The organism is Methylobacter sp. sgz302048 (genome assembly GCF_052162025.1).
Classification (GTDB): Bacteria; Pseudomonadota; Gammaproteobacteria; order Methylococcales; family Methylomonadaceae; genus Methylobacter.
On sequence record NZ_CP197401.1, the window covers coordinates 2,161,707 to 2,173,337 of the forward strand.

At 50.2% G+C, this 11,631-nt stretch carries 12 protein-coding genes; 8 read left to right on the forward strand and 4 right to left on the reverse strand.

Annotation, left to right across the window (positions count from 1 at the left end):
- Positions 1-34 precede the first annotated feature (34 nt).
- Both ACTNE6_RS09780 and ACTNE6_RS09785 read right to left on the reverse strand, forming a co-directional pair.
- The gene (locus tag ACTNE6_RS09780) at positions 35-1,039 is read right to left on the reverse strand and encodes a class 1 fructose-bisphosphatase (RefSeq protein ID WP_442499545.1); all 1,005 of its coding nucleotides are present in this window, start codon (positions 1,037-1,039) and stop codon (positions 35-37) included.
- Between the two features lie 62 nt (positions 1,040-1,101).
- Positions 1,102-1,449 (reverse strand): phenylpyruvate tautomerase MIF-related protein, encoded by a 348-nt coding sequence (locus ACTNE6_RS09785; protein WP_442499546.1) that lies wholly within the window; start codon positions 1,447-1,449, stop codon positions 1,102-1,104.
- A gap of 144 nt (positions 1,450-1,593) precedes the next feature.
- Here ACTNE6_RS09785 and ACTNE6_RS09790 point away from each other — a divergent pair, with 144 nt between their 5' ends.
- The gene (locus tag ACTNE6_RS09790; protein ID WP_442499547.1) at positions 1,594-2,040 is read left to right on the forward strand and encodes a DUF1499 domain-containing protein; all 447 of its coding nucleotides are present in this window, start codon (positions 1,594-1,596) and stop codon (positions 2,038-2,040) included.
- Positions 2,041-2,081: 41 nt separating this feature from the next.
- Here ACTNE6_RS09790 and ACTNE6_RS09795 read toward each other — a convergent pair whose 3' ends face one another.
- Entirely contained in the window at positions 2,082-2,984 is a 903-nt protein-coding gene (locus tag ACTNE6_RS09795) for a TIGR01777 family oxidoreductase (RefSeq protein ID WP_442499548.1), read from the reverse strand.
- 368 nt (positions 2,985-3,352) lie between these two features.
- Here ACTNE6_RS09795 and ACTNE6_RS09800 point away from each other — a divergent pair, with 368 nt between their 5' ends.
- The 5 genes from ACTNE6_RS09800 to ACTNE6_RS09820 all read left to right on the forward strand — a co-directional run bounded on the left by ACTNE6_RS09800 (position 3,353) and on the right by ACTNE6_RS09820 (position 10,363).
- Positions 3,353-3,784: a hypothetical protein gene (locus ACTNE6_RS09800; protein WP_442499549.1), complete on the forward strand. Its 432-nt coding sequence runs from the start codon at positions 3,353-3,355 to the stop codon at positions 3,782-3,784.
- Between the two features lie 44 nt (positions 3,785-3,828).
- Complete coding sequence (locus tag ACTNE6_RS09805) at positions 3,829-4,761, forward strand: alpha/beta hydrolase (RefSeq protein WP_442499550.1); 933 nt, start codon at positions 3,829-3,831, stop codon at positions 4,759-4,761.
- 305 nt (positions 4,762-5,066) lie between these two features.
- Positions 5,067-6,131, forward strand: a complete 1,065-nt coding sequence (locus ACTNE6_RS09810) for a L,D-transpeptidase family protein (RefSeq protein WP_442499551.1) — start codon at positions 5,067-5,069, stop codon at positions 6,129-6,131.
- A 566-nt stretch (positions 6,132-6,697) separates the two neighbouring features.
- Positions 6,698-7,912 (forward strand): exo-beta-1,3-glucanase, encoded by a 1,215-nt coding sequence (locus tag ACTNE6_RS09815; RefSeq protein WP_442499552.1) that lies wholly within the window; start codon positions 6,698-6,700, stop codon positions 7,910-7,912.
- Between the two features lie 168 nt (positions 7,913-8,080).
- On the forward strand, positions 8,081-10,363 hold the full coding sequence (locus tag ACTNE6_RS09820) for a thioredoxin domain-containing protein (RefSeq protein ID WP_442499553.1): 2,283 nt from the start codon (positions 8,081-8,083) through the stop codon (positions 10,361-10,363).
- Here ACTNE6_RS09820 and ACTNE6_RS09825 read toward each other — a convergent pair.
- The gene (locus ACTNE6_RS09825) at positions 10,360-10,974 is read right to left on the reverse strand and encodes a DsbA family protein (protein ID WP_442499554.1); all 615 of its coding nucleotides are present in this window, start codon (positions 10,972-10,974) and stop codon (positions 10,360-10,362) included. The two genes, ACTNE6_RS09820 and ACTNE6_RS09825, sit on opposite strands and share 4 nt — an antisense overlap.
- Before the next feature lie 24 nt (positions 10,975-10,998).
- On the opposite strand from ACTNE6_RS09825, the gene ACTNE6_RS09830 reads away from it, so the two are divergent.
- Positions 10,999-11,352, forward strand: a complete 354-nt coding sequence (locus tag ACTNE6_RS09830) for a Rieske (2Fe-2S) protein (RefSeq protein WP_442499555.1) — start codon at positions 10,999-11,001, stop codon at positions 11,350-11,352.
- A 76-nt stretch (positions 11,353-11,428) separates the two neighbouring features.
- A complete protein-coding gene (locus ACTNE6_RS09835) occupies positions 11,429-11,629 on the forward strand; it encodes a hypothetical protein (protein ID WP_442499556.1) in 201 nt (66 codons plus the stop codon).
- The last annotated feature ends 2 nt before the right edge of the window (positions 11,630-11,631 follow it).

Below are 11,631 nucleotides of genomic sequence, written 5' to 3' on the forward strand. Positions count from 1 at the left end.
GATGATGTGGGCGAGCCCCTGGTATGATTATTTATCAGCCTTGCCGGTGATAATCCACAATCCGCTCAACCTCGTCTTTTGATCCTAAAATCACGGGTACGCGTTGATGCAGAGAGGCCGGCTTGATGTCCAGTATGCGCTCTTGTCCGGTAGAGCAGGCGCCGCCTGCTTGCTCGATAATAAAGCCGACCGGATTGGCTTCGTACATCAGGCGCAGTTTGCCGGGCTTGGACGGATCGCGGGAATCCAGCGGATACAGGAACACGCCGCCGCGCGTCAGAATCCGGTAGACTTCGGCGACCAGCGATGCAACCCAGCGCATGTTGAAGTTTTTTCCGCGCGGACCTTCTTCGCCCTTCAGGCACTCATCGATATAGCGCTGCACGGGGGCTTCCCAGAAGCGCTGATTGGATATGTTGATGGCGAATTCGCCGGTGTCATCCGGAATGGTCATGTTCGGGTGTGTCAGGATGAACTCGCCGATATCCTGGTCGAGCGTGAAGCCGTTGACGCCGTGCCCGGTCGTCAGGACCATCATCGTTGACGGACCGTAGAGCACGAAGCCGGCGCATACCTGATCGCCGCCTTTCTGCAGGAAGTCCTCCAGTGTCGGATCGATGCCTTCGCGGCAGCGCAGTATCGAGAAAATAGTGCCGACGGTCAGGTTGACGTCAATGTTTGAAGAGCCGTCCAGCGGATCGAACAACGCCAGGTATTTGCCTTTGGGGTACTGGCTCGGGATCTTGATGATGTCATCGACTTCTTCCGATGCCATGCCGGACAGATGCCCGGTCCAGTTCAGGGCGTTGACCATGATATCGTTGGTGATGATGTCCAGTTTCTTTTGCACCTCGCCTTGGACATTCTCGGATTCGGCGCTGCCCAGCACACCGATCAGGTCGCCCCGGTTGACGAGATGCGATATTTTCTTGCATGCGGTCACGATATCGTTGAGCAGCAATGTGAACGTGCCCGATACGCCCGGCAACTCGCGCTGCTGTTCGATGAGAAATTGGGTCAGAGTAATGCGATTGGCCATGTTTGATATCTCCGTTTAACGTGTTTATTACGTTTGGAAAGCGGCTGGACCGGATCGTTTAACTAGCCGAAAGTCGAGCCATTCCAGCCCCAATACTCGGCTGGGCAGTTGCTGAACTCGATATAGACGCGGTCGGCCGGGATTTGCAACGCATCGTTCAGCAGTCGGCTCAGTGAAGACGAGATGGCCTTGGCCTGCGCCGTGGTGAGTCCGATGCTTTTACATTCGGCATAAGCCAGCGGTTGATTGTTGCCGGCGAAGAGCATGGCCTTGCCGCCTTCGATTTGCACCATGACATAGCGTTCCGGCTTGCCGGTCTGTTGCGCCATCAGTTTTGACAATTGCTCCAGTAATTGCGGCGATTGTTCCTCAGAGAGGGATTCGGTGGTGCTTAGTTTTAAATAAGGCATAGCTTTAACTCCGTATAAGAATACGTTTTGGTTGGGATTAAAGTTTATAGCAAAAAGCCGATTAGTGAAGATGATTCGCGATTTGCCTGGTTTTCGTGTCTTATAAATGAGATGCTCTTTTACTCACTTGTGACAGGCGAACCGATGACCATCAAATCTCTTTTATATACGGGTTTTATTACGATGACTTTAATGACTGCCAGCCCTACCAATGCATCCGAAAAAAAACTGGCCCCATGCCCGGGTACTCCGAACTGTGTTTCGAGCCAGGCTGCGGACGTGGATAAGGAGCATTTTATTGCCCCATTTAAAATAATCGGCAAGGCAGACGATGCCTGGAAAGCACTCAAGCAGGCGCTTGTCAGCCAAAGCCGCACCGTTATTACCGAAGAAACGGAGGATACGCTGCACGCGGAGGCGACCAGCCTGGTTTTCCGTTTTGTCGATGATGTCGATGCCCTACTCGATGCTGAGACCGGACTGATTCATATCCGTTCCGCCTCGCGCGTCGGTTACAGCGATCTGGGCGTCAACCGCAGACGCATGGAAAAGTTGCGGCTTGCGTTGCAGAAGGCTGGCGTTATTGAATGAATGCTGAAGATGCTTTCATATTCCCGGTGTTTCCCGCAGCTTCAGGCCTTCAATAGTGCGTGCTTCACTGCTGAAACCAGATCCGGGTATTGGAATTCGAAATCCTGCGCCAACAGCCGTTCGGGCATGACGCGCTGACTGCCTAACACCAGCTCCGACATCTCGCCGAGCATGGTTTTTAACAACCAATCCGGAACCGGAAGCAGGGCGGGGCGGTTTAAACAGTAAGCCAGCGTTTGCGTAAACTCGCGATTGGTGACCGGATTGGGGGCGGTTGCGTTATAAGCGCCTTGCATGGAAGCATTGTTGATCATAGCCTGGACAATCGCTATCCAGTCCTCGCGATGTATCCAGGACATCCATTGCCGGCCGCTGCCCAGGCGGCCGCCCAGCCCTAAACGGAACGGCAGCAACATGCGCTTCAGCAAACCGCCATCTTCGGCGATGACCAGGCCTGTTCTGATCAGACAGACTCTGACCCCAAACTGCCCGGCTTTCCGGGCTGCCTGTTCCCAATCGGCGCAAAGCTGGTGCGAAAAGTCCGGGTGCGGCGCCGATTGCTCCGTTAAAACAGTATCCCCTTGGTCGCCATAATAGCCGACAGCCGAACCGCTGATCAGCAGATCCGGCTTGATGGCCATGCGTCCGATGGCGTCAACCAGTTGTTCGGTCAGGTTGATGCGGCTGTCCCGGAGCAGTTTTTTTCTGGCGTCGGTCCAGCGGGCGTCAAAAATGGGTTCGCCGGCCAGGTTGATGATGACCTGATAGGCGTCTTCGGTTTTAAGCTGCTCAAGATTGCCTAGCGCGCTTACGCCGGGGCCGCAGATTGCGGCGACTTTGTCGGGATTGCGGCTTAAAACGGTAACGGCATGGCCTTGGCGGGTCAAATGCTGAGTCAATGCATGGCCGATAAAGCCGGTTCCGCCTGTAATCAATGCTTTCATGGTTCGGACCTCATTGCGTTTTTCCTGATAGAGTCAATAAAGTCGGATAAGTTGTTTGTTCTTTTTCTTAAAGTTAAATTGCGCCTGTTGTTACAAAGTGCCCGCTTGTTCAGGTATGGATTGACAAACTGTCGTAACGTTCTTATGGTAAATCAATTGTTTATTTAGAATAAGGCTATGAGTTAAGGATTTTTTACTTTAAACAAGAGTCGAATACTCGGGTGATGTTGAGCGCCCGGTTAACTGATTCGTCTTTTTTCTCTTAACTTTACGGGAATTGTAAAAAATCCTCCTCGATAAACCCTCCTTAGCAGTCTAGGGGAGGGTTTTCTTTTACTTAATGAATGACGAAGCAGATGAGTGGAAGTATGACATCAAAAGTATTCCAGACTTTTAAATTCCTTGTGACTGCCAACTTTTATCTTTCCGTGATTGTGCTAATGGTAGGGGGTATCTCGTCAGTATCGGGCAGTGATGCAATTTTCGAATTCAAGAGGGAGTTTTATGATCCCTTGCGCAATAACTTGCGCATCATGATGATTTACCTGGCTATTTCTGAAATAGGCGTTTGCGTATATTGTTTTTTAAAGGATAAATTTCAAGCGATTATTCTGACCGGTTTTTTTCTGGTTTTGATTACCGGATTACTGGAATTTTATGGACAGATAAACGAGATCCCAATTGATCCGAATTACCCGCCGTTTTTTTTCTATATTGGTTTTTCACACATTTTGTTCGGTGTGCTGACGAATATGGAAAAAACGCTTGCAAATCAGGCGCATGAGATGTCAAAGCAATAGTCTGGACGTTGTCGTTGAATGTCATTGGTCATGCGGATATTTGCATGAGCCATCCGAAAACAAAGTCACGTATCTGGCGGAATACACAACGTGTATTGGGGCTTTTTTATCTGTTTGCATTGGCAGCGTGTACCGAGTCTTTGTTGTTCGCTGTGAATTCACTGGCCCGGACCGATAATTTTACTGAAATTGAAGACATAGCTTATGGTGAGCATCGACTGAACCTGCTCGATATATATCTGCCTGACCGGAATCAGGCTTTGCGAGCCACGGTTGTCTTTTTTTACGGCGGTTGCTGGGGCGGATGTGAAACCAAAGGCAAGGAGAATTACCTGTTTGTCGCCCAGGCTTTGACATCGCACGGTTATGCGGTCGTCATACCGGATTATCGGCGCTATCCGGAAGTCAGGTTTGATCAGATCATAGACGATGCTCGGCGGTCCGTGGAATGGGTTAAGGCTCACGGCGCAGAATACGGCGCTGACCCCGACAATATTTTCCTGATGGGGCATTCGGCTGGGGCGCATCTGGGCGCCATGCTGACGCTTAATGAGGACTATCTGCGGCCTGAAACCTACCAGCGCATAAAGGGATTTATTGGTCTGGCAGGTCCTTATGATTTTTTACCTCTCACAGAAGCCTATCAAAAAGAGATTTTCGGCCCCGAAGAGAAATATCCGGCCTCCCAGCCCGTCAATTTTGTTCAGGGTACGGAACCTCCCTTGCTTTTGCTGTACGGCAACAACGATGAAACGGTAAAGCCAATCAATATCAAGAGCCTGAGCTATAAGGTCAGGGATGCGGCGGGTTGCGTGGAAACCCATCTATACGAAGACCTTGATCATGTTGAACTGCTGGCGGCGCTGGCATTGCCTCTGCAGGACAGCAAGCCGGTTTTGCCGGATATCATTGGATTTCTGAATTTTTACGCACAGCCGCAGGTATCCTGTAAGGCGATGATTACTAAAATGCATTAAATTTCTTGTTAATTTAACCAGACTATAATTTCTGATAGAAGCCCAGCTGATATTAATCCAATAGCGATATCGTTTTTATCTGCCTTTATGTTAAACAGCCAAGCTATATTTTAAAGACCTCTGAGTCAAGCTATGCTTAAATCTTCCTGACATGATAGAATTTAAGTATTTTTTAATCAGGACAGGATTTTTTCCTCTTCACTGATTTTCTTCAATCAGGCTATTTTTCGCCGTTCAGCATGCGTTAAGCCTGAGTTTGAAAAAGTGATGTTATATTTGTTTTTGCGTTTGAGAAAATTATCAAAATGAAATTGCGTATATTGTTTGCCTTGTCGATCGCATTATCAGCCATCGGCGGCAAAGCCAGTGCCACGACCTACAATTGGCCGGCAGATCCCAACGATACTGTCATCACCGAATACCCGGATGGGGTGCCTCTGGCCCGGGCAGAGCAGGAAGAAACTTTGCTGGATATGGCCAGAAGGTTCAATTTGGGACAAATGGAAATAGTGCGTCTAAATCCGGACGTTGACCGTTGGCATGTGAAAAAGGATGAAATCATTCGCATCTCCAATAGACGCATTATGCCCGACTCGCCACACAAGGGCATCACGCTGAATATTTCCGAATACCGTATGTACTTTTATCCGCCTCAGGCACCAGGCATGCCCCGGCAAGTGATGTCGTTCGCGCATGGGGTCGGCAGACAGGACTGGAAGACGCCTCTGGGCGAAACCAAAGTCGCGCGCAAGGTTAAAGATCCTGTCTGGCATCCGCCTGAATCAATCCGGCGCGAACATGCGGCCAACGGCGACCCTCTGCCGGCAGTCGTGCCGCCTGGTCCGCATAATCCACTGGGCGCTTATGCGCTGTATCTAAATCTGCCCGGTGAATACCGCATACATGGCACCGATATCGACAAGATCTTCGGTATCGGCATGCAGATCACGCATGGTTGCGTGCGTATGTATCCTGAAGATATAGAGCAGCTCTATAACATGGTGCCGGTGGGAACACCAGTTTATATCGTCAAGCAGCCTATTAAGGCGGGATGGCTGGATAACAAGCTTTACATAGAGGCGCACCCTGATTTGGAAGGCGAGGAAATGACGCGGGATCAGCGCTTTGAGCTGGCGCTGAGCCTTATCCAGAAAGCCAATAACGGTGAAATACCTGAATTTGATCAGCAAATTCTGAATGAAGCCCTGACCAAGCTGGACGGTGACCCGATAGCAATTTACGAAAGATTGCCGCCTATGCCTGATGAAGAGGCTATAACCGCGCAGCAAGAGCCGGTTCAAACGCCTGCCAGCAATCCGACTTTGACAAAATATTACCGCGGCCCTCAAAAACCGCCTTCGTCGTATTAACCATGCCCAGACTATCCGGTGCGTTCCTGTCGCAACCGGATAGTCTGAATCTAAAATTGTAATTCAATGTCTATAAGGAATCGTTTTTGCGGCACGCCGGCAAGAAATCCTTATTTGCCATTGATGTCCATTTCTTTCAGTAGCCGATCCAGGCTTGCGGCCCAGGCTTATATTTTACTGTGTCGGATGGCATGCTTTGGCAATTGCCGGGCGCTGTTAGGGTTTTGCAACCCTATAATTTTTAAGGACAATATTTATTGAAATGATGCTTTTTGTGTAATTTGCACTGGCTTGAATTTAGTGCTTTTTAAAGGTCATTTCAATTTCCCGGAAGCTGGTAAAGTCACAGGTAATTTTACATTTTGAAGTCAGAATGGGCATTTGTAGCTCTTTTTTGAAAATCAGGATGAATAAAATTCACGACTTTTGTAAAGAAATCGCTATCATATCGCTCTAGCGGGAAGTGAGCGTAAGCTTATCCATTAATATTTTTATTCTATGAGGATTTCATGAAGCAATTGCTGTTTTGGGTTTGGTTTTCCGTGTTGTTTATGAGTGGTCAGTCAATGGCTGCAGATCAGCCGGCAGCTACAGAAAAACCGGCAGTTGCAGACAAGTCAACGGTTGTTGATAAACCGGCAGCCACAGAAAAAACACCGCCTGCCGATAAGCCGGAAGCTGATGCCAAGCCGACCGGAGCCGATAAGCCGGAAGCTGACGCCAAGCCGGCCGCCGCCGAGAAACCGGAAACTGCTGACAAGCCGGCTGCTACGGGGCAGGAGCAGCCACCGGCAGCCGGCAAGCCGGCGACAACAGAAAAGCCGATAGCGGAACTCCAGCATAAAGAAAATGGGCCCATTCCACCCTCCAATGAAGTATTGCAGTGCGCCGCTTTCAGCCCTTACGTCGGCGATCTTAATCCCGACAAGGGCGCTCATCCATCCAGGGAATTGATCAATGAACTGCTCGATAAGCTGGTCAAGGAAACACGCTTTCGCTGCATTATGACCTACGGCGTCATGAACGGGCTGGAGTATGTCTTTGCTGCGGCCGAAGCGCGCAATCTCAAAGTGATCGCCATCATCTGGCTGGACGATGACATCAACGTCAATACACAGTCGATTAACAGCGGCATAGAAGTCGCGCGGGCTTTCCCGCAGACGATCGTAAAGCTGAGCTGCGGCTCCGAAGTCAGAACGCGGCACGGCAATGCCTTCGATGGCGAGATCACGCGCTGCATAGACAGTCTGCGTAAAGCCGGCGTAACTCAGCCTATCACAACGATTGACACCTGGTGGGAATGGTGCAACCGGTCATGGCCTTGCAAGCAAACCAGCTTTGGCAAAAGCGTGGACTGGATAGGCACAAATATTTTCCCCTGGTGGGAGAATAAATATTCAGGTATTTTCCCTTGTACATCAGCCAGCAAAGCGGCTGATTTTCATATCGCCCGCCTCAAGGATCTGCGGAAAACTTATCCCAAGAAAGACGTGATTCTGACCGAATTCGGCTGGCCTAACGGCCCGGCAGGCGGCACGGAATACAATATTCATACCAAGCAGCATTGCGGCGTGGCCGGCAAGAAAAATCAAATGAGAGTCGTCGAGCAGACCTTTAGAAAACTGTCTCAAAAGAACTGGTCCGGCGTTGCGTTTGAGGCGTTTTCGGAAAACTGGAAGCCCAGCAATGAAGGCAGCTTCGGTAGTTACTGGGGGCTTTGTGAAGGAAAGCCGCCGTATGCCTGCGTCAAAGGGGTAAGCGGCATTCCACCCAAACGGTAGGGAGCTGAATTAAAAAGCGTTGCTTGAAAAAACAAGGGTAACAGCAACGCTTTTTTACCGACGTCGGAGCATTTTCGACAAAATAAAGTCCAATGCATTATCAAGCATAGGCGCACCTAAAGATGCGTCATTGATTGTTTTGAAACATGCCATCTACGGGACTTTATCATGCCATCCACCGCAGAACTGAAAGCCAAGCTGGCCGCCGCCCTGGAAGCTAAAGGCCCGAATTACCAGCCTCGCACGCATCATCTGGAAAACGGCAAGCCGATTTATACGAACCGGCTGATCTTTGAGGATTCTCCTTATCTGTTGCAGCATGCCCATAATCCGGTGGATTGGTTTCCGTGGGGCGATGAGGCGTTTGCAATAGCGCGCCTGGAAAATAAACCGATTTTTCTATCAATAGGTTATGCCACCTGTCATTGGTGCCATGTCATGGAAGAGGAAAGTTTTGAAAGTCTTTATATTGCAAAAATCCTCAATGACGACTTCATCTCCATCAAGGTAGACAGGGAGCAGTACCCCGACATAGACCAGATTTATATGACAGCCGTCACCATGATGACCGGGCATGGCGGCTGGCCGATGTCGTCATTCCTAACGCATCAAGGCAAACCCTTTTTCGGCGGCACTTATTATCCGGCAGAAACATTTGCCAATTTGCTATTGCAGATCTCGCAGGTTTGGCGCAGCCAGCAGCAAATACTGATCGATCAGGCCGAGCAGCTGGCCGATGCGCTGGATCGTGTCACGGCCGCTCAGCGCCGGGTCAGCAAACTGGACTCTTCGGCCATGCAGGCGGCGATCGGCCAGTTGCTTGAGCACTACGATGCCGAAAATGGCGGCTTCAGTCCGGCGCCGAAGTTTCCCAGCGAACCGGTTTTGTTGCTGCTGCTTCAGGCCTATGAGCGAAATCTCGATCCGGCGCTATTTTCCGCTTTGAATCACACGTTGTCGGCGATGGCGCAAGGGGGCATTTATGACCAGATTGGCGGCGGATTTCACCGTTATGCCACCGATGCGCATTGGCTGGTGCCGCATTTTGAAAAAATGCTCTACAACCAGGCCTATCTTGCCAGAGTCTATACGCATGCCTACGCGCTGACCGGCAATCCGCTCTATGCGCGAATCGTCAAACACACGCTCGATTATGTGCTGCGCGAGATGACGACTCCGGAAGGCGTATTTTATTCCGCAACCGACGCCGACAGCGAAGGCCGGGAGGGTGCGTTTTTTATCTGGACGGTAGATGAAGTTAAATCCGTGCTGCCGCCTGACGATGCTTTGTTCGTCATAAATACCTTCGGCCTGACGCCGAAAGGCAATTTTGAAGGCAAGAATATTTTTCACCTGCCTCGCTCGCTGGATGACATCGCCAGGGATGAAGGCGTCAGCCTGGAACAATTATTTAATAGACTCGATCCGCTGCTGGAAAAACTCAGGCTTTATCGCGCAAAACGCATTCCGCCGCTGACAGATAACAAAATCATCGTTGCCTGGAACGCCATGCTGATCACGGCGCTGGCCGAGGCCGGCGACAGGCTGGCTGAGCCGCGCTATATCGATGCCGCCAGGCGCGCCGCCGGTACGCTGTGGAAGAAGCAACGGCTCAAAGATGGCGTGTTGTGGCGCGTCAGTCTCGATAATAAGTCATCCATTCCAGCTCGCCAGGACGACTATGTCCATTTCAGTGAGGCTTTGCTGGCGCTTTATGATATCAGCGGCGAGCCGTTGTTTCTGCAGCAAGCCCAGGCGCTTGCCGATGAAATGCTGGAGAAGTTTCTGGACAGTGCTTCCGGCGCGTTGGTGATGGGACGGGAGCGACTATTGTTCCATCATCCCAAAGACAGCTATGACGGTGCGCTGCCTTCCGGCAATGCCGTTGCCGTGCGTGTGCTTTCAAGGCTGGCCAGGCGCACGGGAGAGCTTGTCTATGCTGACCATGCGGCAAAAATCGTTCAGGCTTTCGCGGACGATATCAATCGACAGCCTTCAGCTTTTGCTTATCTGTTGGCGCAGCTCGATGAAATGCAACATGGCGAGATCGGGCCTCGCCAATATGTTGCGCGCGGCGCTGTCAAAATTGAGGCAAAACGCATAAAACAGCCGCGCAAAAGCACTGTGATAATCGATCTGGAGATCAAAGAAGGCTGGCACATCAACGCCCATGAGCCGTTACAGCAAACGACGACGGTGGCTACGGAGATAAATCTGGCAAAAGGCTCGTCATGGACTATTGATGCGGCGACTTATCCCAAGCCGGTGTTAAGGACGCTGCCGTTCGATAAAAATCCATTGGCACTTTATGAGGGTCGGGTACACCTGCAGGCCGAACTTTCCCGTCATGATGACGGAAGCTATGAGCCTATCAAGCTGAATCTGCAGCTTCAGGCTTGTGACCAAAATAGCTGCCAATCGCCCGAAACTGTGGTTTTAACGGTCTATTAACAGCCTTTTATATCGTCAAGCATGGTTCTGTAATTGAGATAGTCGACCGCTACAGGCGAAATTTTGCCATTCTGCTCCAGGATCAGCGATGGATAAGAACAGACGCCAAAACGTCTGGCCATCTTGATTTCCTGCTGCAGTTGCCTGTCAATTTCATGACTGCGATAGTCAAGCTCGAATTGCTTGCTGTCTAAATTCGCCTGGTTGGCGCACTCGAACAATGTGGAATCGAGCGCCGGATTTTTGGCGTGCTGATAATAAGCCTCCTGAATGCGGGCTAAAAGCCTGTCTTCAAATTCAATCCCTTGTTTTCTCGCTGCCAATAATGACCGGCAGGCTGGGTAGGTCGACCTAATAGGCGTGTTATTGCTCCAGAATGCAAAATTGAATCTAACGCCCGGCACCGTTTGCTCGATGCGATGCCATGCCTGTTGTATGCTTTGCTGCAGGGCAAGGGGCATGGGTTCTGTCGAGTCGGGGGCAAGTCCGCCCAAAAGTCTTTTAAACTCGATGTCCGGTGGTAATGCCTGCTTTAGTGCGGACAAGCTGGTCTTGAAAGCGTAACACCAACTGCACAGCGGATCGTGTATATAATATAGGCTGGTATCCATTTTCATCCTGGTGATAGTTTAAACATGCAGGCCGATTCAAATAAAATTTGCGACATCGCCGATCTTGAAGCCGGCCAATGCCGTCAATTCAATTATACCAATGCATCGGGTGTACTGGTTGAGGCGCTGCTGGTGAAAACGCTTGATGCGGTAAAAGCCTATCAAAATGCCTGTCCTCATTGGGAAGTGGAGATGAACTGGAAGCCGGATGAGTTTCTTAACCCTGAGCGGACGCATATCAGCTGCGCCATTCATGGCGCCTTGTTTAGAATTGATGACGGCTTATGTGTGTTCGGGCCTTGCGTCAGGCAAAAACTAACACCGGTTCCTGTCCAGGTTTTGGACGGGGCTGTTTATTTATCGGCGCATGGGCGATAAATTACGATGATTTAACTGCAGATCCTCATAGATTAGTTTATTTGCAGTATAATTAATGAGCTGTCCCAGGGAGGGTATGACAGAATTTCAGCATAGAATTTCCGGCACATCAATGATCTACTTATCATCAACAGCGGTTATCGTCCAATTGGGAATTGGCGGTATGGCGCGCAATACGGTTGCCCAATACATCCGAAAAGAATCAGGCAATCAGTCAACAGGCATTAATGTTTTGATACATGAAGTAAATAAACAGTCCTTCGGTTTCAGAGGCTAAAG

Excerpts from the sequence above, each read along its gene's own strand:
- ACTNE6_RS09780 (WP_442499545.1), bottom strand. The coding sequence starts at position 1,039 with ATGGCCAATCGCATTACTCTGACCCAATTTCTCATCGAACAGCAGCGC.
- ACTNE6_RS09785 (WP_442499546.1), bottom strand. The coding sequence starts at position 1,449 with ATGCCTTATTTAAAACTAAGCACCACCGAATCCCTCTCTGAGGAACAA.
- ACTNE6_RS09790 (WP_442499547.1), top strand. The coding sequence starts at position 1,594 with ATGACCATCAAATCTCTTTTATATACGGGTTTTATTACGATGACTTTA.
- ACTNE6_RS09795 (WP_442499548.1), bottom strand. The coding sequence starts at position 2,984 with ATGAAAGCATTGATTACAGGCGGAACCGGCTTTATCGGCCATGCATTG.
- ACTNE6_RS09800 (WP_442499549.1), top strand. The coding sequence starts at position 3,353 with ATGACATCAAAAGTATTCCAGACTTTTAAATTCCTTGTGACTGCCAAC.
- ACTNE6_RS09805 (WP_442499550.1), top strand. The coding sequence starts at position 3,829 with ATGAGCCATCCGAAAACAAAGTCACGTATCTGGCGGAATACACAACGT.
- ACTNE6_RS09810 (WP_442499551.1), top strand. The coding sequence starts at position 5,067 with ATGAAATTGCGTATATTGTTTGCCTTGTCGATCGCATTATCAGCCATC.
- ACTNE6_RS09815 (WP_442499552.1), top strand. The coding sequence starts at position 6,698 with ATGGCTGCAGATCAGCCGGCAGCTACAGAAAAACCGGCAGTTGCAGAC.
- ACTNE6_RS09820 (WP_442499553.1), top strand. The coding sequence starts at position 8,081 with ATGCCATCCACCGCAGAACTGAAAGCCAAGCTGGCCGCCGCCCTGGAA.
- ACTNE6_RS09825 (WP_442499554.1), bottom strand. The coding sequence starts at position 10,974 with ATGGATACCAGCCTATATTATATACACGATCCGCTGTGCAGTTGGTGT.
- ACTNE6_RS09830 (WP_442499555.1), top strand. The coding sequence starts at position 10,999 with ATGCAGGCCGATTCAAATAAAATTTGCGACATCGCCGATCTTGAAGCC.
- ACTNE6_RS09835 (WP_442499556.1), top strand. The coding sequence starts at position 11,429 with ATGACAGAATTTCAGCATAGAATTTCCGGCACATCAATGATCTACTTA.